19 protein-coding genes and 3 tRNA genes are annotated in these 22,652 nt (G+C 71.6%); 19 read left to right on the top strand and 3 right to left on the bottom strand.

The genetic code is table 11. The annotated features are described in order from the left end of the window. Positions 1 to 292: 292 nt before the first annotated feature. From J2W20_RS00385 to J2W20_RS00340, 10 genes are all read left to right on the top strand, one after another. The gene (locus J2W20_RS00385) at positions 293 to 2,167 is read left to right on the top strand and encodes an acetolactate synthase large subunit (protein WP_307003607.1); all 1,875 of its coding nucleotides are present in this window, start codon (positions 293 to 295) and stop codon (positions 2,165 to 2,167) included. 2 nt (positions 2,168 to 2,169) lie between these two features. After that, positions 2,170 to 2,682 carry an acetolactate synthase small subunit gene (gene ilvN / locus J2W20_RS00380; RefSeq protein WP_307003605.1) on the top strand — a complete coding sequence of 171 codons (513 nt, stop codon included), beginning with the start codon at positions 2,170 to 2,172 and terminating at the stop codon, positions 2,680 to 2,682. Between the two features lie 64 nt (positions 2,683 to 2,746). Further along, positions 2,747 to 3,772 (top strand): ketol-acid reductoisomerase, encoded by a 1,026-nt coding sequence (ilvC, locus tag J2W20_RS00375; RefSeq protein ID WP_307003603.1) that lies wholly within the window; start codon positions 2,747 to 2,749, stop codon positions 3,770 to 3,772. 136 nt (positions 3,773 to 3,908) lie between these two features. After that, positions 3,909 to 5,501 carry a phosphoglycerate dehydrogenase gene (serA, locus tag J2W20_RS00370; RefSeq protein ID WP_307003601.1) on the top strand — a complete coding sequence of 531 codons (1,593 nt, stop codon included), beginning with the start codon at positions 3,909 to 3,911 and terminating at the stop codon, positions 5,499 to 5,501. A gap of 135 nt (positions 5,502 to 5,636) precedes the next feature. Further along, on the top strand, positions 5,637 to 7,196 hold the full coding sequence (gene metG, locus J2W20_RS00365; protein WP_307003599.1) for a methionine--tRNA ligase: 1,560 nt from the start codon (positions 5,637 to 5,639) through the stop codon (positions 7,194 to 7,196). A gap of 131 nt (positions 7,197 to 7,327) precedes the next feature. Then, positions 7,328 to 8,386 (top strand): acyl-CoA dehydrogenase family protein, encoded by a 1,059-nt coding sequence (locus J2W20_RS00360; RefSeq protein ID WP_307003597.1) that lies wholly within the window; start codon positions 7,328 to 7,330, stop codon positions 8,384 to 8,386. Then, a complete protein-coding gene (locus tag J2W20_RS00355; protein ID WP_307003595.1) occupies positions 8,383 to 9,762 on the top strand; it encodes a PIG-L family deacetylase in 1,380 nt (459 codons plus the stop codon). The genes J2W20_RS00360 and J2W20_RS00355 overlap by 4 nt, the downstream gene beginning before the upstream one ends. Beyond that, complete coding sequence (locus J2W20_RS00350; RefSeq protein ID WP_307003593.1) at positions 9,759 to 10,466, top strand: glycosyltransferase; 708 nt, start codon at positions 9,759 to 9,761, stop codon at positions 10,464 to 10,466. Before J2W20_RS00355 ends, J2W20_RS00350 begins: the two co-directional genes overlap by 4 nt. 115 nt (positions 10,467 to 10,581) lie before the next feature. After that, positions 10,582 to 11,634, top strand: coding sequence for a 3-isopropylmalate dehydrogenase (locus tag J2W20_RS00345; protein WP_307003591.1), 1,053 nt, complete (start codon positions 10,582 to 10,584; stop codon positions 11,632 to 11,634). A gap of 170 nt (positions 11,635 to 11,804) precedes the next feature. Beyond that, the gene (locus tag J2W20_RS00340; protein ID WP_307003590.1) at positions 11,805 to 12,917 is read left to right on the top strand and encodes a branched-chain amino acid aminotransferase; all 1,113 of its coding nucleotides are present in this window, start codon (positions 11,805 to 11,807) and stop codon (positions 12,915 to 12,917) included. A gap of 119 nt (positions 12,918 to 13,036) precedes the next feature. Here the strand turns inward: J2W20_RS00340 and J2W20_RS00335 are convergent, their stop codons facing one another. Then, positions 13,037 to 13,669, bottom strand: a complete 633-nt coding sequence (locus J2W20_RS00335; RefSeq protein ID WP_307003589.1) for an ABC transporter ATP-binding protein — start codon at positions 13,667 to 13,669, stop codon at positions 13,037 to 13,039. A 128-nt stretch (positions 13,670 to 13,797) separates the two neighbouring features. Here J2W20_RS00335 and J2W20_RS00330 point away from each other — a divergent pair, with 128 nt between their 5' ends. The 6 genes from J2W20_RS00330 to J2W20_RS00305 all read left to right on the top strand — a co-directional run bounded on the left by J2W20_RS00330 (position 13,798) and on the right by J2W20_RS00305 (position 17,567). Continuing rightward, positions 13,798 to 14,586 carry a fumarylacetoacetate hydrolase family protein gene (locus J2W20_RS00330; RefSeq protein ID WP_307003587.1) on the top strand — a complete coding sequence of 263 codons (789 nt, stop codon included), beginning with the start codon at positions 13,798 to 13,800 and terminating at the stop codon, positions 14,584 to 14,586. A 143-nt stretch (positions 14,587 to 14,729) separates the two neighbouring features. Further along, positions 14,730 to 16,253, top strand: a complete 1,524-nt coding sequence (gene gltX, locus J2W20_RS00325) for a glutamate--tRNA ligase (protein WP_307003585.1) — start codon at positions 14,730 to 14,732, stop codon at positions 16,251 to 16,253. Continuing rightward, a complete protein-coding gene (locus J2W20_RS00320) occupies positions 16,246 to 17,061 on the top strand; it encodes an HAD family hydrolase (RefSeq protein WP_307003583.1) in 816 nt (271 codons plus the stop codon). Before gltX ends, J2W20_RS00320 begins: the two co-directional genes overlap by 8 nt. A gap of 135 nt (positions 17,062 to 17,196) precedes the next feature. Then, positions 17,197 to 17,268, top strand: a tRNA-Gln gene (locus tag J2W20_RS00315). 66 nt (positions 17,269 to 17,334) lie between these two features. Further along, positions 17,335 to 17,407 (top strand) — tRNA-Glu (locus J2W20_RS00310). 87 nt (positions 17,408 to 17,494) lie between these two features. Further along, positions 17,495 to 17,567 (top strand) — tRNA-Glu (locus tag J2W20_RS00305). A gap of 71 nt (positions 17,568 to 17,638) precedes the next feature. Here the strand turns inward: J2W20_RS00305 and J2W20_RS00300 are convergent. Both J2W20_RS00300 and J2W20_RS00295 read right to left on the bottom strand, forming a co-directional pair. Next, positions 17,639 to 18,187 (bottom strand): DUF1697 domain-containing protein, encoded by a 549-nt coding sequence (locus J2W20_RS00300; RefSeq protein WP_307003581.1) that lies wholly within the window; start codon positions 18,185 to 18,187, stop codon positions 17,639 to 17,641. Between the two features lie 38 nt (positions 18,188 to 18,225). Further along, on the bottom strand, positions 18,226 to 18,945 hold the full coding sequence (locus J2W20_RS00295; RefSeq protein WP_066498336.1) for an IclR family transcriptional regulator: 720 nt from the start codon (positions 18,943 to 18,945) through the stop codon (positions 18,226 to 18,228). 195 nt (positions 18,946 to 19,140) lie between these two features. Here J2W20_RS00295 and leuC point away from each other — a divergent pair, with 195 nt between their 5' ends. The 3 genes from leuC (at position 19,141) to murA (ending at position 22,650) form a co-directional block, all read left to right on the top strand. Beyond that, positions 19,141 to 20,580, top strand: a complete 1,440-nt coding sequence (gene leuC / locus J2W20_RS00290; RefSeq protein WP_307003579.1) for a 3-isopropylmalate dehydratase large subunit — start codon at positions 19,141 to 19,143, stop codon at positions 20,578 to 20,580. Positions 20,581 to 20,594: 14 nt separating this feature from the next. Then, on the top strand, positions 20,595 to 21,194 hold the full coding sequence (leuD, locus tag J2W20_RS00285; RefSeq protein ID WP_307003577.1) for a 3-isopropylmalate dehydratase small subunit: 600 nt from the start codon (positions 20,595 to 20,597) through the stop codon (positions 21,192 to 21,194). A 130-nt stretch (positions 21,195 to 21,324) separates the two neighbouring features. Then, the gene (gene murA / locus J2W20_RS00280) at positions 21,325 to 22,650 is read left to right on the top strand and encodes a UDP-N-acetylglucosamine 1-carboxyvinyltransferase (protein ID WP_307003575.1); all 1,326 of its coding nucleotides are present in this window, start codon (positions 21,325 to 21,327) and stop codon (positions 22,648 to 22,650) included. Positions 22,651 to 22,652: the final 2 nt, after the last annotated feature.

Below are 22,652 nucleotides of genomic sequence, written 5' to 3'. Positions count from 1 at the left end.
GGATGGGTCGGCGGGCCAGCCCGCCGCCGCGGTGCGTCTCACGCTATGGATGGAGGTCCGCATGGTGAGACGGCCTCCGTCCAAATTGACACTCAAAACCTCAATTCGGGAGACTGTGGGCATGCAGATCGCCCCGACGAGCATGGTGCTCGATGTCGTCCTTGCCCAGCGCGTGGCTCACTGAGCCCGTCTGGCACGATCTGTCACGCGCAACCCCTCGAAACGCCAGGCGGCCGAGGGGTTGTTTTCGTTGGAGCACACCTTCGCCACGAAGATCCTAAGGAAGAGACTGATGAGCAAAGGAACGCCGATCAGCCCATCGCTGATGGCTTCGAAGCCGTCCGCGGCCAAGGCCGCGGATCCTGTCGACACCGTCGACTCTGCCTCTGCCGTCCTGGGGCCCAACCGTGTTGTTGAGCCCACAGAGATGACTGGATCTGAAGCAATTGTCCGCTCGCTCGAGGAACTGGGCGTGGACGATGTCTTTGGTCTCCCGGGCGGCGCGATCCTGCCGACCTATGACCCTCTGATGGCTTCGAAGATCAACCACGTGCTGGTGCGCCACGAGCAGGGCGCCGGCCACGCTGCCCAAGGGTATGCGATGGTCACCGGCCGTGTGGGAGTCTGTATCGCGACGTCGGGTCCGGGAGCCACCAATCTGGTGACCGCGATCGCCGACGCCCACATGGACTCCGTTCCCCTCGTCGCCATCACCGGGCAGGTCTCGAGCTCGGTCATCGGCTCGGACGCGTTCCAGGAAGCGGACATCGTGGGCATCACCATGCCGATCACGAAGCACTCCTTCCTCGTGACGAAGGCCGAGGACATCCCGCGCACCCTCGCCGAGGCTTTCCACCTCGCCTCCACCGGGCGCCCCGGGCCCGTCCTCGTCGACGTGACCAAGGACGCCCAGCAGGCCAGGACCATGTTCAGCTGGCCGCCCCGGATCGACCTCCCGGGCTACCGCCCCGTCACCCGCGGGCACAGCAAGCAGGTGCGCGAGGCCGCCCGCCTCATCGCTGCCTCGTCCAAGCCCGTCCTCTATGTCGGCGGCGGCGTGATCAAGGCGCACGCCTCGGCAGAGCTGCTCGCCCTCGCGGAGGCCACCGGCGCTCCCGTCGTCACGACGCTCACCGCCCGTGGGGCCTTCCCCGACTCCCACCGCCAGCACCTGGGCATGCCCGGCATGCACGGCTCGGTTGCCGCGGTCACGGCCCTGCAGCAGGCGGACCTGCTCATCACCCTCGGCGCGCGCTTCGACGACCGCGTCACGGGCGTCCTGAGCACGTTCGCGCCGAACGCGACGGTGATCCACGCCGACATCGACCCGGCCGAGATCTCCAAGAACCGCACCGCGGACGTCCCCATCGTCGGCTCGGTGAAGGAGATCCTCCCCGAGCTCACCGAGGCGGTGGCCGGCCTGTACGCCAAGGACGGCGCCCCGGACATCACGGCCTGGTGGTCGTTCCTGGACAGGCTGCGCGAGGACTACCCGCTCGGGTGGACCGAGCCCGAGGACGGGCTCCTCTCCCCGCAGCGCGTCATCTCGCGCATCGGCGAGCTCACGGGGCCGGAGGGCGTCTACGTGGCGGGCGTCGGGCAGCACCAGATGTGGGCGGCCCAGTTCATCAAGTACGAGCGCCCCCACGCGTGGCTCAACTCCGCCGGCCTCGGCACGATGGGCTACTCGGTGCCGGCGGCGATGGGCGCCAAGGTCGGCAACCCGGACCGGCCCGTCTGGGCGATCGACGGCGACGGCTGCTTCCAGATGACCAACCAGGAGCTCGCGACCTGCGCGCTGAACAACATCCCGATCAAGGTCGCGGTCATCAACAACTCCTCCCTGGGCATGGTGCGCCAGTGGCAGACGCTCTTCTACGACGGCCGCTACTCGAACACCGACCTGCAGACCGGCGCGGACACCGTGCGCATCCCGGACTTCGTCAAGCTCGGCGAGGCCTACGGGTGCGCCTCCTTCCGCGTGGAGCGCGAGGAGGACATCGACACCGTCATCGCGCAGGCGCTCGAGATCAACGACCGGCCGGTCGTCATCGACTTCGTGGTGAGCCCCAACGCGATGGTCTGGCCCATGGTGCCCTCCGGGGTCAGCAATGACCTGATCCAGGTGGCCCGCAATTCCACCCCCGATTGGGAAGAGGAGGACTGAGCATGTCGCGCCACACCCTGTCCGTTCTGGTCGAGGACAAGCCCGGCGTGCTGACCCGCGTCGCGGGCCTGTTCGCCCGCCGCGCGTTCAACATCCACTCGCTCGCCGTGGGGCCCACCGAGGTCGACGGCGTCTCGCGCGTCACCGTGGTGGTCGACGCCGAGGGCGATCTCCTCGAGCAGGTCACCAAGCAGCTGAACAAGCTGGTCAACGTCATCAAGATCGTCGAACTGCTGCCGGAGAACTCGGTCCAGCGCGACCACCTGCTGATCAAGGTGCGGGCAGACGCCGTCACGCGCCTTCAGGTGACCCAGGCCGTGGACCTGTTCCGGGCCTCGATCGTGGACGTCTCGACCGATTCCCTCGTCGTCGAGGCCACCGGGACCTCCGAGAAGATCCAGGCCCTCCTCGCCGTCCTCGAGCCCTTCGGGATCCGCGAGATCGTCCAGTCCGGCACGCTCGCGGTCGGCCGCGGCTCCCGGTCCATGAGCGACCGCGCGCTCCGCGCGAGCTGACCCGCGCCGCGGGCCCGGCGCCTGCGGCCGCCCCACACCTCACAACGCAATCAAGGAGAACCAAGTGACAGAGCTGTACTACGACGACGACGCAGACCTCTCGATCATCCAGGGCCGCAAGGTCGCCGTGATCGGCTACGGCAGCCAGGGCCACGCCCACGCCCTCAACCTCCGTGACTCCGGCGTCGACGTCCGCGTCGGCCTCAAGGAGGGCAGCAAGAGCCGCGCGAAGGCCGAGGAGCAGGGCCTGCGCGTCCTGACCCCGCGCGAGGCAGCGGAGGAGGCCGACGTCGTCGTCATCCTCGCCCCCGACCAGGTCCAGCGCCACCTCTACGCCGACGACATCGCCCCGGCGCTGAAGGAGGGCGACGCCCTCGTCTTCGGCCACGGCTTCAACATCCGCTTCGGCTACATCCAGCCGCCGGCCGGCGTCGACGTCATCCTCGTCGCCCCGAAGGCCCCGGGCCACACCGTGCGCCGCGAGTTCGTCGCCGGCCGCGGCATCCCGGACATCATCGCGGTCGAGCAGGACGCCACGGGCAAGGCCTGGGACCTCGCCAAGTCCTACGCCAAGGGCATCGGCGGCACGCGTGCCGGCGTCATCAAGACCACGTTCACCGAGGAGACCGAGACCGACCTCTTCGGCGAGCAGGCCGTGCTCTGCGGCGGCGTCTCGCACCTCGTCCAGGCGGGCTTCGAGACCCTGACGGAGGCCGGCTACCAGCCCGAGATCGCCTACTTCGAGGTGCTCCACGAGCTCAAGCTCATCGTGGACCTCATGTGGGAGGGCGGCATCGCCAAGCAGCGCTGGAGCATCTCCGACACCGCCGAGTACGGCGACTACGTCTCGGGTCCCCGCGTGATCTCCCCGGCCGTGAAGGAGTCCATGAAGGAGGTCCTCGCGGACATCCAGTCGGGCGCCTTCGCCAAGCGCTTCATTGACGACCAGGACAACGGCGCCGCGGAGTTCAAGGCCCTGCGCGAGAAGGAGGCCGGGCACCCGATCGAGGCGACCGGCAAGGACCTGCGGGCCCACTTCTCGTGGCAGCAGCAGGACGCCGACTACACCGAGGGCTCGGCCGCGCGCTGACCCCCGGTACCGCAGCGGCGGGCGAAGCCCTCGCCCGCCGCTGCTCCTCTCTGGGTGCGGCCCCCGGCGCCCGGAGGCCCCACCGTTCCGCCCCGACCTGCCCCACCCCTGCCTGATCTTGAGAGGCCCCCGCCCCGTGACCACCAAGCCTGTCGTCCTCCTCGCCGAAGAACTCTCGCCCGCCACCGTCGCCGCCCTCGGACCCGACTTCGAGATCCGCTACACCGACGGCGCCGACCGCTCCCAGCTGCTGTCCGCGATCGCGGACGTCGACGCGATCCTCGTCCGCTCGGCCACGCAGGTGGACGCCGAGGCCATCGCCGCCGCGAACAAGCTCAAGGTCATCGCCCGCGCCGGCGTCGGCCTCGACAACGTGGACATCAGGGCGGCCACCCAGGCCGGCGTGATGGTCGTGAACGCCCCGACGTCGAACATCGTCTCCGCCGCCGAGCTCACGTGCGGGCACATCCTCTCCCTCGCACGCAACATCCCGGCCGCGAACACCTCCCTCAAGGGCGGGGCGTGGAAGCGCTCCAAGTACGCCGGCACCGAGCTGCTGGACAAGAAGCTCGGCGTGATCGGCCTCGGCCGCATCGGGGCGCTCGTGGCCGCGCGCATGCAGGCGTTCGAGATGGACGTCCTGGCCTACGACCCGTACGTCACGGCCGCGCGGGCCGCCCAGCTCGGCGTCAAGCTCGTGACCCTTGACGAGCTCCTCGCCCAGAGCGACTTCATCACCATCCACATGCCCAAGACCCCCGAGACGGTCGGCATGCTCGGCAAGGACGCGTTCGCGAAGATGAAGAGCACCGCGTACGTCGTCAACGTCGCCCGCGGCGGCCTCGTCGACGAGGAGGCCCTCGCCCAGGCGCTCGAGGACGGCCAGATCGGCGGCGCCGGCATCGACGTGTTCGCCAAGGAGCCCAGCACCGACCTGCCGTTCTTCGGCCACGAGAACGTCGTCGTCACCCCCCACCTCGGCGCCTCCACCGACGAGGCCCAGGAGAAGGCCGGCATCTCGGTCGCCAAGAGCGTCCGCCTCGCCCTCGCCGGCGAGCTCGTGCCGGACGCCGTGAACGTCGCCGGCGGCGTCATCGCCCCCGACGTCCGCCCGGGCATCCCCCTCATCGAGAAGCTCGGCCGCATCTTCACCGCCCTCGCGCACGACTCGGTCACCCAGATCGAGGTCGAGGTCGCCGGCGAGATCGCCAACCTGGACGTCAAGTCCCTCGAGCTCGCGGCCCTCAAGGGCGTCTTCACGGACGTCGTGTCCGAGAAGGTCTCCTACGTCAACGCCCCGGTCCTCGCGGAGCAGCGCGGCGTGGCCGTGCGCCTGCTCACCACCACCGAGGCCGAGGACTACCGCAACGTCCTCACCATCCGCGGCCTGCTCCAGGACGGCACCCAGGTCTCGGTGGCGGGCACCCTCACCGGCCCGAAGCAGGTCCAGAAGCTCGTCGGCATCAACGGCTACGACGTCGAGATCCCGATCTCCGAGCACCTCGTGGTCATGTTCTACTCGGACCGCCCCGGCGTCATCGGCACGATCGGCCACATCCTCGGCATGAACCAGATCAACATCGCCGGCATGCAGGTGGCCCGCGCGGACGTGGCCGGTCAGGCCATGGCCCTCCTCACCGTCGACTCCGCGATCCCCTCCACCGTCCTCGAGACGGTCAAGAGCGAGATCGGCGCGACGGTCCTGCGCGAGGTCGACCTCGAGGACTGACTGCCCCGCCCCTGCCGGGCACGCACGACGGCGACCCCCACCGCCCGCGGTGGGGGTCGCCGTCGTCCGTGGTCACTTTGGCCGCGTTCCGCGGCGCTTTGGCGGTCCGCCGTACGGATCCGGTAATTTCTTAGGGTGAGCCCCGCATCTTCGAAGACACCCTTCTACATCACCACCGCCATCACGTACCCCAACGGGGCCCCGCACATCGGGCACGCGTACGAGTACATCTCCGCGGACGCCATGGCGCGGTTCAAGCGCCTCGACGGCTTCGACGTCTTCTTCCTCACCGGCACGGACGAGCACGGGCTCAAGATCGCCCAGACCGCCGAGCGGGAGGGCCTCACCCCGCAGCAGTTCGTGGACCGCCAGGCCGACGTGTACCGCGAGGTCCACGAGCTCCTCGGCACGAGCTACGACCGGCTGATCCGCACCACCGACGCGGACCACTACGGCGCCGCGCAGTCCATCTGGAAGCGGATGGCGGACGCCGGGGACATCTACCTCGACAAGTACGAGGGCTGGTACTCGGTGCGCGACGAGGCGTTCTACACCGAGGACGAGACCGAGGTGCGCGACGGCGTGCGGTACTCGAAGGAGACGGACACCGAGGTCACCTGGACGGCCGAGGAGAGCTACTTCTTCCGGCTCTCCGCCTACCAGGACCGGCTCCTGGCGTACTACGAGTCCCACCCGGAGTTCGGCGCGCCGCAGTACCGCTTCAACGAGGTCATCTCCTTCGTCAAGCACGGGCTCGAGGACCTCTCCATCTCGCGGACCTCGTTCGACTGGGGCGTCCCCGTCCCCGACGCTCCGGGCCACGTCATGTACGTGTGGGTCGACGCCCTCACGAACTACCTCACAGGCGTGGGCTACCCGGACGTGCAGTCCGAGCAGTTCCAGCGGTTCTGGCCCGCGGACGTGCACATCATCGGCAAGGACATCTCCCGGTTCCACGCGATCTACTGGCCGGCCTTCCTCATGAGCGCGGGCCTCGAGCTCCCGCGGCGCGTGATGATCCACGGCTTCCTGCAGAACAACGGCGTGAAGATGTCCAAGTCGCTCGGCAACGTCGTGGCGCCCGCGGACATGATCGCCCAGTACGGCCTCGACGCGGTCCGCTACTTCTTCCTCCGCGAGGTGCCCTACGGCGCCGACGGGAGCTACAGCCACGAGGCCATCGTGGGGCGCATGAATGCGGACCTCGCCAACAACCTCGGCAACCTCGCCCAGCGCTCCCTCTCGATGGTCGCCAAGAACCTCGACGGCGTGGTGCCCGAGCCGGGCGAGTTCACCGCTGCGGACCGGGAGGTGCTCGACGCCGCGGCAGCCCTGCTGCCGGCCGTGCGCGCGGCCTTCGACCGGCAGGAGTTCTCCCGCGCCCTCGAGGCGGTCTGGACGGTCCTGGGGGACACGAACGCCTACTTCGCCGAGCAGGCCCCGTGGGTTCTGCGCAAGACCGACCCGGCGCGGATGGCCACGGTCCTGTACGTCACCCTCGAGGTGGTCCGCCAGGTGGGCCTGCTCGTCCAGCCCGTCATGCCGGCCTCCGCGGCGCGGCTGCTCGATGTCCTCGGCCAGCCCGAGGGCGAGGCGCGCCAGTTCGCGGCGCTCGACACCCCGATCGCGCCCGGCACCCAGCTGCCCGCCCCGACGCCGGTCTTCCCCCGATACGAGGAGCCCGCCGGGGTGTGAGGCCCGACCGCGCCGGGCCGGGGCCGGAGGGCGCGTGACGCGGAGCGCCGTGGGCGGGCCTGGTGACGGGTGGCGTCCGACGCCGGCGGGGCCGCCGATTCACGCGCGGCCCGGCGGGGTACGGTCCTGACATGGTGTCGATCGACCCCGCGAGGGGACCGTCAGCAGGCGCGGCCGCCGAATCCGCAGCAGGGGAGGACCTCGGGCAGGAGGCGCGGGCCGCCGGGACCGCCTCCGGGGGCTGGCCCGACCGCGCGCTGGGGCTCGCCCGACGGCTGGGCGACGCCGCCCCGTTCCCCGGCGAGGGCCGCACGGGCGAGCTGTGGGACCTGCTGGCCGCCCTCGGGGCCGCCGACCTCTCCGTGGCCCGGGTCGTCGAGCCCCATCTCGATGCCCTCGCCATCCTGCGCCAGGCAGGCCTCGGCCGACCCGAGGCCGGCAGCATGTGGGGCGTCTTCGCCGCGGAGGGCCCCGGCACCCGTCTCGAGGCGCGCCGGACGGCCGAGGGCTGGCGCCTGCACGGGACCAAGCCCTGGTGCTCGCTCGCCAAGGCCCTGACCCACGCGGTGGTGACCGCCCACACCGGCCCGGACGCCAGGCGCGCGTTCGCCGTCCCGCTGGGGCACCCGGCGGTGGTGGCCCGCGAGGGCGGCTGGCACGCCCTCGGCCTCCCCGGCATCCCGAGCGGTCCCGTCGACTTCGACGGCGTCCCCGCCGAGCCCGTGGGCGAGGACGGCTGGTACCTCGAGCGGCCCGGCTTCGCGTGGGGCGGGATCGGCGTCGCAGCCGTCTGGCACGGCGGTGCCCTCGGCGTGGCCAGACGGCTGTGGGCCGCGGCCTCGCAGCGGACCCCCGACCAGATCGCCCTCGCACACCTCGGCACGGCCGACCTCGCCCTCGGCACCGCCCGGGCAGTCCTGGCCGACGCCGCCGCGGCCGTGGACGCGCGCCGGGCCGAAGGTTCCGCGGGCGCACTCTGGGCGCTGCGCGCGAGGGGGACCGTCGCGGCGGCCGCAGAGGCCGTCCTGACCGTCGCCGACCACGCGCTCGGGCCTGCCCCGCTCGCCTTCGAAGCCGAGCACGCCCAGCGGGTCGCGGACCTGCGGCTCTACCTCCGCCAGCACCATGCCGAACGCGACACCGCGGCCCTGGGCCGGTCGCTGCTCGAGGCGGGGGAGCGGCCGTGGTGACCTTCAGCCACCTCGACGCAGGCACTCCCGAGGCCCTCTGGCGCGGCGACCGCAACCTGGCGGCCGCGCCGCCGCTCGACCTCGCGGGGCTCCGCACCCTCATCGTCCTCGCCGCCCACCCCGACGACGAGACGCTCGGCGCCGGCGGCCTGATCGCGCACGCGGCCCGGTCCGGCGCCGCGGTGCACGTGATCGTCGCTACCGACGGCGAGGCCTCCCACCCGGACTCGCCCAGCGTCACCCCGGCCCGGCTCGCCGAGGTCAGGCGGCGCGAGGTCCGCGCCGCGGTCGGGGCCCTCGCTCCGTCGGCCACTCTCGACTGCCTCGGCCTCCCCGACGGCGCCCTCGCCGACCGGGGGCCGGACCTCGAGCGGGCGCTGGGAACGGCCGTCCGCGCCGCCCTCGGCGAGGCGGCCCACGGAGGGGACCGGGCCGGCGTCGTGCTCGCGGCACCGTGGCGGCGGGACGCCCACCCGGACCACGACGCCGCCGGAGCGGCGGCCGCGCGGGTGGCGGCTGCTGCCGGCGTCGGGCTGCTGGAGTACCCCGTGTGGATGTGGCACTGGGCCGAGCCGGGGAGCCCGGACGTTCCGTGGGCCGGCGCGCGGCGGCTCGAGCTCGCACCGGCCGTCAGGGACGTCAAGGAGGAGGCCCTCGCCCTGCACGTCAGCCAGACCGCGCCGCTGTCCGCCCACCCCGGCGACGAGGCCCTGCTCGGCCCCGGCATGCAGGAGCACTTCGAGCGCGGCTTCGAGCTCTACTTCGCCTCGCCGCCGCGCGACGCCCGGGCGACCTTCGATGCGGTGCATGCCGCGAGCCCGGACCCCTGGAACTTCACGTCGAGCTGGTACGAGCGCCGGAAACGGGCCGTCACCCTCGCAGCCCTGCCGGCCGCGCGGTACCGGCGCGCGCTCGAGGTGGGCTGCTCGATCGGCGTCCTCACCGGCGAGCTCGCGGAGCGCGCCGACGAGGTGGTCGCGACGGACGTCAGCCAGCGCGCCCTCGAGCGGGCAGCCGAGCGCCTGCCGCACGCCGCCGCGATCAGCTGGGAGCACCGCCGCCTGCCCCAGGAATGGCCCGACGGCCCCTTCGACCTCATCGTCGCCTCGGAGGTGGGGTACTACTTCGGCCCGGAGGAGCTGGACGAGTTCGTGCGGCGGTGCCTCGGCAGCCTCACGGACGACGGCGCGCTGGTCGCCTGCCACTGGCTCGGCACCATCGAAGGGTGGCAGCTCAGCGGCGAGGACGTGCACGCGCGGCTGCGCGCCGAGGCGGGCCTCGAGACGGTGGTGCACCACCGCGAGCGCGACTTCCTGCTGGAGGTCTTCGGGAAGCGGCCCGCCGCCTCGGTCGCGCAGCGCGAGGGCCTCGTATGAGCGGCAGCCACGCGGTCTCGGAGGTCGTCGTGGTGATCCCGGCCAAGGACGAGGAGGAGCTCCTGCCGGGATGCCTCCAGTCGGTCGCGGCGGCCGTGCGCGAGCTCGCGGCGGCGGCCCCCCGCGTCCGTACGGGGGTGACCGTGGTCCTGGACGGCTGCAGCGACGGATCCGCGGAGGTCGTGGCGCGGTGGCCCCAGGTCCGGGCCGTCGAGGGCATGGCCGGGAACGCCGGCGCAGCGCGGCGGCTCGGCGTGCGGCACGCGCTCGCCCGGGCAGAGGCGCACAGGGAGCGGGTCTGGATTGCCTCGACCGATGCGGACAGCAGGGTCCCGCGGGACTGGCTCGTGGAGCACATGGCCCTCGCGGAGTCCGGTGTCGGGCTCGTGCTCGGCACCGTCGTGCCCGATCCGGCGGACCTCGATCCGGAACGCCTCGCCGCCTGGTACGCGGCCCACCGGCTCGCCGACGGCCACGGCCACGTGTTCGGGGCGAACCTCGGCGTGCGGGCGGACGTCTACGGAGCGGCGGGAGGATTCCCAGCACGGGCCTCCGGGGAGGACGAGGCGCTCGTCCTGGCCGCGAAGGCGCTCGGCGTTCGCTGGCGGGCCTCCGACGCCTGCCGCGTGGTCACCTCGGGGCGGCTGCGCGGGCGGGCCCGCGGCGGCTTCGCCGACTACCTCGCGGCGGCCCTGCCCACCTAGCCCGATTCGTGGGGAACCAGCAGGGTGCTGGGGCCGGGTGGCCTCGGGCTCCGGTGAGTGTCCGGATTGCGAGACCACGTGCCCAGCATGTGGATGGTTTCGTTAGGCTGGCACCATGACGCAGACGCAGCTCGACCTCGCAGTGATCCCCGGAGACGGCATCGGCCCCGAAGTGACGGCCGAGGCGCTCAAGGTCCTCCACCGCGCCCTCGAGGGCACCGGCCTCGAGGTCAAGGAGACGCACTACAGCCTCGGCGCGCAGCACTGGCTCGAGACCGGCGAGACGCTCTCCGACGAGACGCTCGCCGACATCCGCGGCCGGGATGCGATCCTGTTCGGCGCGGTCGGCGCCGCCCCCGGCGACGCCCGGATCCCCTCGGGCATCCTCGAGCGTGAGGTCCTCCTCAAGCTCCGCTTCAGCCTCGACCACTGCGTCAACCTCCGCCCCTCGACCCTCTACGCAGGGGTGCCCAGCCCCCTCGCGGCGCCGGGCACCATCGACTTCGTGGTGGTCCGCGAGGGCACGGAAGGCCCCTACACCGGCAACGGCGGCGCCCTGCGCACCGGCACCCCGCACGAGATCGCCACCGAGGTCTCCGTCAACACCGCCTACGGGGTCGAGCGCGTGGTGCGGGAGGCCTTCCGCCGCGCGACCACGCGCCGCAACAAGGTCACCCTCGTCCACAAGCACAACGTCCTGGTCCACGCGGGCTACCTCTGGAAGCGCACGGTCGAGGCCGTCGCGGCGGAGTTCCCCGGCGTCGAGCACGACTACCTGCACGTCGACGCCGCGACGATCTTCCTCGTCACCGATCCGTCCCGGTTCGACGTCATCGTCACCGACAACCTCTTCGGCGACATCCTCACCGACCTCGCCGGCGCCGTCACCGGCGGCATCGGGCTCGCGGCCTCGGGCAACATCAACCTCGACGGCACGGCGCCCAGCATGTTCGAGCCGGTCCACGGCTCCGCCCCGGACATCGCCGGCCAGCAGAAGGCGGACCCCACGGCGGCGATCCTCTCGGCCGCGCTCCTGCTCGAGAACATCGGCCAGCCCGAGGCCGCGGCGCGCATCCAGTCCGCGGTCCGCGCCGACGTCGAGTCCCGCGCCCAGGCCGGCGCCCGCACCACTGCCCAGATCGGGGACGCGATCGCCGCGCGACTCTGAAGCGCCCCTGGGGCGCGGCCCCTGGACCGCGCGACCAGGGCGGACGACGCCGGGTGCCCGCCCGCCGTCGTCCGCCCGCCTTCCGGCAAGTACGCAGGCGTAAGCTGGTGGCACTGACAGGCTCCGGGCCCCGGCAGCGACGCCATCCGCCCGATTGATGTGGAGGAATCATGACTCAGAACGCCCTGGGCGTTGAATTCGAACGGCGGCTCTCGGCGACCCCGAAGAGCGCCGAGGAGCGCGCAGCCGTCCTGGCGAACCCGGGCTTCGGCGACCACTTCACGGACCACACGGCGGTCATCGACTGGAAGGTCGATGCCGAGGGCAACGGCGGCTGGCAGAACGCACGGATCGAGCCCTATGGCCCCATCTCCATGGATCCGGCCGCGGCCGTGCTGCACTACGGCCAGGAGATCTTCGAGGGACTCAAGGCCTACCGGCACGCCGACGGCTCTGTCTGGACGTTCCGCCCCGAGGCCAACGCGCGCCGCTTCAACAAGTCCGCCCGCCGCCTGGCACTGCCCGAGCTCCCCACCGAGGTCTTCCTCGAGTCCCTGCGCCAGCTGGTCTCCGTGGACCGCGACTGGATCCCCTCCGGCGACGGGGAGTCCCTCTACCTGCGCCCCTTCATGATTGCGACCGAGGCGTTCCTCGGCGTCCGCCCCGCCCGCGAGGTCTCGTACCGGGTGATCGCCTCCCCGGCCGGCAACTACTTCGGCGGCGAGCTCAAGCCCGTCTCCATCTGGCTCTCGGAGAACTACGCCCGGGCCGGCCACGGCGGCACCGGCGAGGCCAAGTGCGGCGGCAACTACGCGGCCTCGCTCGCGGCCCAGCTCGAGGCCGAGGCGAACGGCTGCAAGCAGGTGCTCTTCCTCGACCCGACCAACGACTTCGCGGTCGAGGAGCTCGGCGGGATGAACATCTTCTTCGTCTTCAAGGACGGCACCCTCGTCACCCCCGCGCTCAACGGCAACATCCTCCACGGGGTGACCCGCGACTCCGTGCTGCAGCTGGCGGCTGACCGCGGCCTCACCGTCGAGGAGCGCAAGATCACCATCGACGAGTGGCGTCGGGCCGTCGCGGACGGGACGCTCGCCGAGGTGTTCGCGTGCGGGACCGCCGCGGTCATCACGCCGATCGGCGAGCTCAAGACGGCCGACGGCTCGCTCGTCACCCCCGAGGCTGGCCCGGACTCCGTGGCCATGGGGATCCGCGAGCAGCTGCTCGGCATCCAGACCGGCAAGGTCGAGGACCTGCACGGCTGGCTGACCCAGCTGGCCTGAGCCCGCTGGCCCCTCCCGGGCTCCGTGGCGCACGACGGCGCGTCCCCACTTCGGCGGGGGCGCGCCGTCCGTCGTGGGGGAGTGCAGCCGCCCGTGCGCCGGGAGGGCCCGGGCGCCCCTCAGCGGTCGGCGAGCGCCACGCTGGCGCCGGCGGCCGCGGCGACCAGACCGGCGTCGTGCGAGGCCATGACGATCGCCGTCCCGGAGTCGCGCCGGCGCGCGAGGAGCGGGCCGAGCGCGAGCCTCCGCTCGGCGTCGAGCCTCTGCTCGGGCTCGTCCAGGACGAGCAGCGAGGCCGGCCGGACGAGGGCGAACGTGATGCCGGCGGCCTGGCGCTCCCCGGAGGAGAGCTCCGCGGGGAAGCGGTGCAGGATCCCGGTCAGGCGCAGCGCCTCGAGCACCGGGGCGAACCGGCCGGTGACCGCCTCCCCGCCCCAGCTGAAGGTCAGGAGCGCCAGGTGCTCCTCGATCGTGAGGTCCTCGCAGAACGGCGGGGCGCCGAGCGCGGACCCGATGTGGGTGCGCTTCCGCCGCGCGAGCGGGCCGCCGTAGGTCAGGGTGCCCGTGGTGGGAGTGTCGCGGCCGAGGATGAGGCGCAGGAGCGTGGTCTTCCCGGAGCCGTCGGGACCGGTCACGGCCACGCACTCGCCGGCTCCCACCGAGAAGCTGACGGGTCCCAGGAGCGGCTCGCCGGCGACCTCCTTCCCGACGGAATCGGCGATCAGGAGGGGTACGTCAGTCGGGGTCGCCACCCGTCCGACTCTAGGGGAGCGGGCGCTGGGCGCCCAAGACGGCCTTCGTCCGGCCGGCCTCCCAGCTGGGTCCCGGCGCGATCCCGGCACCGAGGGGCGGCTCGGGTCGCCGCGGTAGGGTAAGGCCCATGCGCATTGCCCGTTGTGTCAGCATCTCGGCCGCGGACGCGGCCCCCTTCTACGGTGTGGTCCAGGGAGAGCCCGGCCACGAGACGGTCGCCGCCATCAAGGGCGATCCGTTCTTCAACGGCGTCGAGCCCACGGGCGAGACGCACCCGCTCGAGGACGTCCGCCTCCTGGCGCCCATCATCCCCCGGAGCAAGGTGGTCGGGATCGGGAGAAACTACGCCGACCATGCCAAGGAGATGGGCAACGACCTGCCGACCGAGCCGTCCATGTTCCTCGTCGCCAACACGGCCGTAGTGGGCCCCGGCGATCCTGTCGTGCTGCCCGAATGGAGCGAGGAGGTCTCCTACGAGGGCGAGCTCTGCGTGGTGATCGGCCGGATCTGCAAGGACGTGCCCGCCGAGAAGGCCGCGGACGTCATCTTCGGGTACACCGTGGGCAACGACTTCACCGCCCGGGACAAGCAGCGCACAGACCTCCAGTGGGCGCGCGCCAAGTCCTTCGACACCTCCAAGCCGCTCGGGCCGTGGATTGAGACGGACCTCGACGTCGAGGACCTCCGCCTCACCACCACCGTCAACGGCCAGACGAAGCAGGACGGCAGCACCGCGGACATGGTGTTCGGCGTCGACGAGCTCGTGGCCGCGGTGTCCGCCGCGTTCACCCTCCTTCCCGGCGACGTCATCATGACCGGGACGCCGGCCGGCGTCGGCCTTGTCCGCGACGGCGACCGTGTCGAGGTCGAGATCGAGGGCCTGGGCGCGCTCGCCAACCCCGTCGTGCGGCGGTAGCGGGGCGACCACCCGGACCTGGGAGTCACCTCCTGAAGGTCACTTTCTGAGAGTCAGCTTCTGGGGGTCACTTCCCGCGGGCCGCACCTTCAGGGGTGGCCCTCAGGAGACGGCTTCCGGACGCCTCTAGAATGGGGAGCACTATGACTTCCTTGCCCGCAGAGCCCCTGCTCGATCCCGCCTCGATCCCGTCCGTCATGCCCGATACCCCGGTGCGCGTGCGCTTCTGCCCGTCTCCCACGGGCACCCCGCACGTGGGCATGGTCCGCACCGCCCTGTTCAACTGGGCGTACGCGCGCCACACGGGCGGCACGTTCGTGTTCCGCATCGAGGACACCGACGCGCAGCGCGACACGGAGGAGAGCTACCAGCAGATCGTCGAGGCCCTGCGCTGGCTCGGCCTCACCTGGGACGAGGGCATCGACGTGGGCGGCCCGCACGAGCCGTACCGCCAGTCCCACCGCCTCGACCTCTACAAGGACGTCGCCGCCAAGCTCAAGGATGCCGGCTTCCTCTACGAGTCGTTCTCGACCCCGGACGAGATCGAGGCGCGCCACCGTGCCGCGGGCCGCGACCCCAAGCTCGGCTACGACAACTCGGACCGCGCCCTCACCGACGAGCAGAAGGCCGCCTTCCGCGCCGACGGCCGCGAGCCCGTCCTGCGCTTCCGCATGCCGGAGGAGGACGTGGTCTTCGACGACCTCATCCGCGGCGAGATCCGCTTCAAGGCCGGCTCGGTGCCGGACTTCGTGGTGGTCCGCGCCGACGGCTCGCCGCTGTACACGCTCGTGAACCCCGTGGACGACGCGCTCATGGGCATCACCCACGTGCTCCGTGGCGAGGACCTCCTCTCCTCGACCCCCCGCCAGGTGGCCCTCTACCACGCGCTGCACGCCGTGGGCGTCGCGAGTTACATGCCGCTCTTCGGCCACCTGCCGTACGTCATGGGGGAGGGCAACAAGAAGCTCTCCAAGCGCGATCCGCAGTCGAACCTCTTCCACCACAGGGACCGAGGCTTCATCCCCGAGGGCCTGCTGAACTACCTCGCGCTCTTGGGCTGGTCGCTGTCCGCTGACGAGGACATCTTCACGGTGGACCAGCTCGTGCAGCACTTCGACATCGCCGACGTGCTGCCCAACCCGGCCCGGTTCGACCAGAAGAAGGCCGAGGCCATCAACGGCACCCACGTGCGCATGCTCGAGCCGGCGGACTTCCGCGACCGCCTCGTGCCCTACCTCCACGCCGCCGGCCTCGTGGGGGAGACGCTCACCGCGCGCCAGGAGGAGATCCTCACCGAGGCGGCCCCCCTGGTCCAGGAGCGCATCGCCCTCCTCGGCGAGGCGCCGGAGATGCTCAGCTTCCTCTTCACGGAGGACTCGGACCTCACGATCGCCGACGACGCGCTCAAGGGGATGCCCGCGAACCTCGCCGAGGTCCTCGACGCCGCCCTGGCCGCCCTCGAGCCGCTGGCCGACTGGACGGCCGAGGCCATCCAGGACGCCCTCCGTGCCGCCCTCGTCGACGGGCTCGGCATCAAGCCCCGCCTCGCCTTCGGCCCGGTCCGCACGGCCATCTCCGGCCGCCGCATCTCCCCGCCCCTGTTCGAGTCGATGGTCATCCTCGGCAAGGAGTCCTCGCTGGCGCGCATCAAGGCCTTCCGTGGCTGAGCTCACCGCCGCTGTGCCTGCCCAGGACGAGGGGACGCACGACGGCGGGTCCGCACCCGCCGTCGTGCGTCGCCTCCCGGCGGACCGCGCCGCGCTCGTGAAGGGGGTCCTGCTCGACATCGACGAGACGCTCGTGGACCTCGAGGGCGCCATGGACCGCGCGCTGCGCGAGGTGAGTGCCCGCCTGCTGCCGGGCCTCGACGAGGCGGAGTGGACCACGTTCTGCCGGATCTTCACCCGCGGTTCGGACGACATCTACGAGCGGTACGTGGCGCGTGAGATCACGTTCGCGCAGCAGCGTGTGCTGCGGGCCGAGCGCTGCCTCGCGCACTTCGGGCGGGCCTTCGCCTCGGATGCCGAATCGGCGGGGTGGCTCGCGGCGTACGAGGCGGCCCAGCCCACCTATGTCCGCGCGTTCGACGACGTCGTGCCGCTCCTGGACGCGCTCGACGCTGCCGGGATCGCCTACGGGGCCGTGAGCAACAACGTCCACGACTACCAGCGCGCCAAGCTCGACACGGCCGGGCTCCAGCGCATCGGCATCCTCGTGGGGATCGACGCCGTGGGGGCGGCCAAGCCGGATCCCGCGATCTTCCACGAGGGCCTGCGCCAGCTGGGGACCGCGGCCCACGAGACCGTGTACATCGGCGACAACCCCGCGCACGACGTGATCGGCGCCGCCGGGGCGGGCCTGCGGGGCATCTGGCTCAACCGGCGGTCCGCCGTCCTGGACGCCGCCGTGGCCCCCTCCGTGCCCGATCAGGTCACCGGACTCGAGCAGATCCCGGCGCTCCTCGGCCTCGCCTGACCCGCCGGGGGAGCGCCCGGAAGCGGCCGGGGCGCCGATTTGTGGCGCACGGGAGCTTCGGGTAAAGTAATTACTCGTGCTGAGGGGCACGGAGCGCAGCGGAGAGATCCGGTGGGCACGGCCCGGACAGTGCGGTGGGATATGGTGTAATTGGCAACACTACGGTTTCTGGTACCGTCATTCTAGGTTCGAGTCCTGGTATCCCAGCTCCGGATGTTCTGCCCTCGGGCAGTGCAGAAGGATCGCTCACTTCTGAGCACGGTAAAGTACCACGGCCCCATCGTATAGCGGCCTAGTACGCCGCCCTCTCACGGCGGTAACGCGGGTTCGAATCCCGCTGGGGTCACTGAAGGACCGGCAGCAGCCGTCCTTCGAACAGAGCCATCCGTTCCGGATGGCCGGAGCGCGCGCTTCGTCGGCGTGTGCAGTGCGAGGCCCCATCGTATAGCGGCCTAGTACGCCGCCCTCTCACGGCGGTAACGCGGGTTCGAATCCCGCTGGGGTCACCTCATGGAGGGCCCGGTCTTCGGACCGGGCCCTTTCCGCATCTGTCCTCCGCGTTCCGCTGCCGCGGGCATCAGCCGAAGGCGGCCCGGACCTTCTCGAGGGTGCGGAGGTTCCGCGTCGTCGTGGTGGCCTTGAAGACCGGCTTGGCCGTCGCCTTCGACAGCGGCGCATCCAGGGTCGCACCCTTGGGGCAGCGCCACGCGAGGGCCACGGGGCTGAGCCGGACGTGGGCGCCGTCGTCCTGGGCCCCCTCGGATCCGTCCCCCTCCAGGAGGGCCACGAGCCGGTCGAGCGCCGCGGGATCCGAAGACAGTGTCACGTACGCATGGACCTGGGGGTCGTCCGGCGGGTACGGGCACGAGCGCACGAGGGCCTCGACGGCCTGGCGCGGGAGCACGACCACCCACGCGTCGTACCCGAACGAGGCCCGCAGGGCCTCCTCGACGCGCGCCTTGAGGGTGGCTCCCTCGAGGTCGGTGGACAACACGGCGTTCCCGCTCGCCAGCAGCGTCTTCACGCCGCTCACGGGCAGCGCGCCGAGGGCCTCGCGCAGCGCGGCCATCCTGATGGTGATGCCGCCGACGTTCACGCCGCGCAGGAACACTGCGAATTCGGCCACAGGACCTCCGCCCGCTTCAGTGGCTGGAGCCGGACCGGCTAGTCGTTGCCCTTGCGCAGGGCTTCGGTCAGCAGCCGTCCGGCGTTGCAGATGACCTCAGCATGCTGGCGGCCCGGCTGGCGGGTCAAGCGCTCGATCGGGCCGGAGATGGACACCGCGGCGATCACCCGGCCCGAGGGCCCACGCACAGGGGCGGAGACCGAGGCGACCCCCGGCTCGCGTTCGCCGAGCGACTGGGCCCAGCCCCGGCGTCGGACGCCGGCGAGCACGGTGGGGGTGAACCGGGCGTTGTGAAGCCCCTCGAGGAGCCGGTCGTGGTCCTCCCAGGCAACGAGGATCTGGGCCGCGGAGCCTGCCTTCATGCTCAGCTGCGTGCCCACGGGGATCGTGTCGCGCAGCCCCACGGGACGCTCCGCGGACGCCACGCACACGCGCCAGTCGCCCTGGCGGCGGAAGATCTGGGCGCTCTCCCCGGTCGCGTCGCGCAGCTGCATGAGGATGGGGCCGGCGGCCGCGATGAGCCGGTCTTCCCCGGCTGCGGAGGCGAGCTCGACGAGGCGGGACCCGAGGACGAACCGGCCCTGCATGTCCCGGGCCACGAGGCGGTGGTGCACGAGCGCGAGGGCGAGGCGGTGGACCGTGGGACGGGCCAGGCCCGTGGCAGCCACCAGCTGGGCGAGCGTCGTGGGGCCCGCCTCCAGCGCATCGAGTACGAGGGCGGCCTTGTCGATCACGCCGACGCCACTAGTATTGTCCATAGGTTGATATTGGCGTCTCAATATCTGAGATGCAAGTCGGCGGGGTGGCCAGCGCGGCCGACTCGCTGGTCCACTGGATACAAGGCAGCCAGAAGGCTGGCCGGGCGGGCGCCGGCCTGATCGGCACTCGACGATCAGGACCGGATGACCACCACCGGCACGATCAGCACTGGCACGAGGCGGAGGGAGCAGGCCGTGGGACGCACACTGGCCGAGAAGGTCTGGGACGCGCACGTGGTGCGCAGGGGCGAGGACGGGCAGCCCGATCTGCTCTACATCGACCTCCACCTCGTGCACGAGGTCACCTCCCCGCAGGCGTTCGAGGGCCTCCGCCTCGCTGGCCGGCGGCTCCGCCGCCCGGACCTGACGATCGCGACCGAGGACCACAACACCCCCACGATCGACATCGACAAGCCGATCGCGGACCCGACCAGCCGCACCCAGATCGAGACGCTGCGGGCCAACTGCGCCGAGTTCGGGGTGCGCCTGCACTCGCTCGGCGACAGGGAGCAGGGCATCGTGCACGTCGTCGGGCCCCAGCTCGGGCTCACCCAGCCGGGCCTGACGATCGTCTGCGGCGACTCGCACACGTCCACCCACGGCGCGTTCGGCGCCCTCGCCATGGGCATCGGCACCTCCGAGGTCGAGCATGTCATGGCGACCCAGACGCTGCCGCTGAAGCCGTTCAAGACGATGGCCATCACCGTGGAGGGCACGCTCAAGCCGGGCGTGAGCAGCAAGGACATCATCCTCGCCGTCATCGCCAAGATCGGCACCGGCGGGGGCCAGGGGTACGTCCTCGAGTACCGGGGGTCGGCCATCCGGGCCCTGTCCATGGAAGCCCGCATGACGATTTGCAACATGTCGATCGAGGCCGGCGCGCGCGCCGGGATGGTTGCCCCGGACGAGACCACCTACGCCTTCATGAAGGGCCGTCCCCACGCCCCGCAGGGCGCAGACTGGGACGCGGCGGTCGAGTACTGGGACACCCTCCGCACCGACGACGACGCCGTGTTCGACGCCGAGGTCTTCCTCGACGCCGACGAGCTCGAGCCGTTCGTCACCTGGGGCACCAACCCCGGCCAGGGCGTGTCCCTCTCGCAGTCCGTCCCCGACCCGGACCAGATGGCGGACGAGAACGCCAAGGCCAACGCCCGCCGCGCCCTCGACTACATGGGCCTCGCCGCGGGCACGCCCATGAAGGACATCCGCGTCGACACCGTCTTCCTCGGCTCCTGCACGAACTCGCGCCTCGAGGACCTGCGCGCAGCCGCGGACATCGTCCGGGGCCGCACCAAGGACCCGAACGTGCGGATGATGGTGGTCCCCGGCTCGGCACGGGTGCGCCTCGAAGCCGAGGCCGAGGGCCTGGACAAGGTCTTCACCGAGTTCGGAGCCGAGTGGCGCTTCGCCGGCTGCTCGATGTGCCTGGGCATGAACCCGGACCAGCTCCAGCCGGGGGAGCGGTGCGCGTCCACCTCGAACCGCAACTTCGAGGGCCGTCAGGGCAAGGGCGGCCGCACCCACCTCGTCTCGCCCGTCGTCGCGGCGGCCACGGCGGTCCGCGGGACCCTCTCGTCGCCGTCGGACCTCGACCCCGTCCCCGCGGACACCGCCGCCGGCGCGGCAGCCTAAGGAAGGACCCAGCCATGGAGAAGTTCACCACCCACACCGGCATCGGCGTGCCGCTGCGCCAGTCCAACGTGGACACCGATCAGATCATCCCCGCGGTGTTCCTCAAGCGCATCACCCGCACCGGGTTCGAGGACGCCCTCTTCGCCTCGTGGCGCAAGGACGAGTCCTTCATCCTCAACCAGGAGCCGTTCAGCCAGGGCTCGGTCCTCGTGGCGGGCCCCGACTTCGGCACCGGGTCCTCCCGCGAGCACGCCGTGTGGGCCCTCAAGGACTACGGCTTCAAGGCGGTCCTCTCGTCCCGGTTCGCGGACATCTTCCGCGGCAACTCCGGCAAGCAGGGGCTCCTCGCCGCCGTCGTGGCCCAGGACGACATCGAGCTCATCTGGAAGGAGCTCGAGAACCACCCCGGCACGCAGGTCACGGTCGACCTCGCCTCCAAGACGGTCACGTGCGCGAACATCGTCGCCCCGTTCGAGATCGACGACTACACGCGCTGGCGGCTGCTCGAGGGCCTCGACGACATCGGCCTGACCCTGCAGCACGAGGACGCCATCACGGACTACGAGGCCTCGCGCGCTTCCTTCAAGCCCACCACCCTGCCGGCGCGCGCCTGAGCGGGCCGACGCGCCGAGGAGCTCGCCCCGGGGTTTTCACTGCCCCGGGCGCGAGCTTCTATGCTTAGCAGGGTCTCCGCACGGGCGGGGCCGCAGCAGGGCTATGGGGGCCAGTGAGGAAAAGGTGCGCATGAGCAGTGTTCTGACCATCCGGGGCGGCATCCCCCTTTCGGGCAAGGTGACGGTCCGGGGCGCGAAGAACCTCGTCCCCAAGGCCATGGTCGCGGCGCTGCTCGGGAACGAGCCGTCCAGGCTCCGCAACGTGCCGGAGATCCAGGACGTGGACATCGTCACGAGCCTGCTGCAGCTGCACGGCGTCGCCGTCGAGCGGGACGCGGCCACCGGCGACCTGACGCTGGATCCCACGAACGCGAAGACCGCAAAGGTCGCGGACATCGACGCCCACGCCGGCGACTCCCGCATCCCGATCCTGCTCTGCGGGCCGCTCATCCACTCGATCGGCGAGGCGTTCATCCCCGACCTCGGCGGCTGCCGGATCGGCGACCGCCCCATCGACTACCATCTCGACGTCCTGCGGCAGTTCGGCGCCGTCGTGGACAAGCGCCCCGGCGGCATCAGCATCTCGGCGCCGCGCGGGCTCAGGGGCGCAAAGATCATGCTCCCGTACCCGAGCGTGGGCGCCACGGAGCAGGTGCTCCTCACCGCGACCCGGGCCGAGGGCGTCACCGAGCTCAAGGGCGCGGCGATCGAGCCCGAGATCATGGACCTCGTCGCAGTGCTGCAGAAGATGGGGGCGATCATCGCCGTCCTCAACGACCGCACCATCCGCATCGAGGGCGTGCGCGAGCTCGGCGGCTACACGCACCGCGCCCTCTCGGACCGCAACGAGGCCGCATCGTGGGCCTCGGCGGCCCTCGCGACCCACGGCGACATCTTCGTCGAGGGCGCGAGCCAGCGCGACATGATGACCTTCCTCAACGTCTACCGCAAGCTCGGCGGCGGCCTGTCGATCGAGGACGAGGGCATCCGGTTCTTCCACCCGGGCGGGAAGCTCTCCCCGCTCGTGCTCGAGACGGACGTCCACCCCGGCTTCATGACCGACTGGCAGCAGCCCCTGGTCGTCGCCCTGACCCAGGCCGAGGGTGTGTCGATCGTGCACGAGACCGTGTACGAGAACCGCTTCGGCTTCACCGAGGCCCTGGGCCGCATGGGCGCGACCATCCAGCTGCACCGCGAGTGCCTGGGCAGCGTGCCGTGCCGCTTCGGCCAGCGGAACTTCCTGCACTCGGCGGTCATCTCGGGTGCCACCCCGCTGCACGGGGCCGACTTCGACGTCCCGGACCTCCGCGGCGGCTTCAGCCACCTCATCGCGGCCCTCGCGGCCGACGGCGTCTCCCGCGCCACCGGGGTGGGCGTCATCCGCCGCGGCTACGAGTACTTCACCGAGAAGCTCGGCGCGCTGGGCGCCGACTTCGACCTCGAGGAGGGCCAGTGAGC

Source organism: Sinomonas atrocyanea, from assembly GCF_030812675.1.
GTDB lineage: Bacteria > Actinomycetota > Actinomycetes > Actinomycetales > Micrococcaceae > Sinomonas > Sinomonas atrocyanea_B.
The sequence above is the reverse complement of the archived record's forward strand: the minus strand, read 5'-3'. Positions and strand labels throughout refer to the sequence as shown.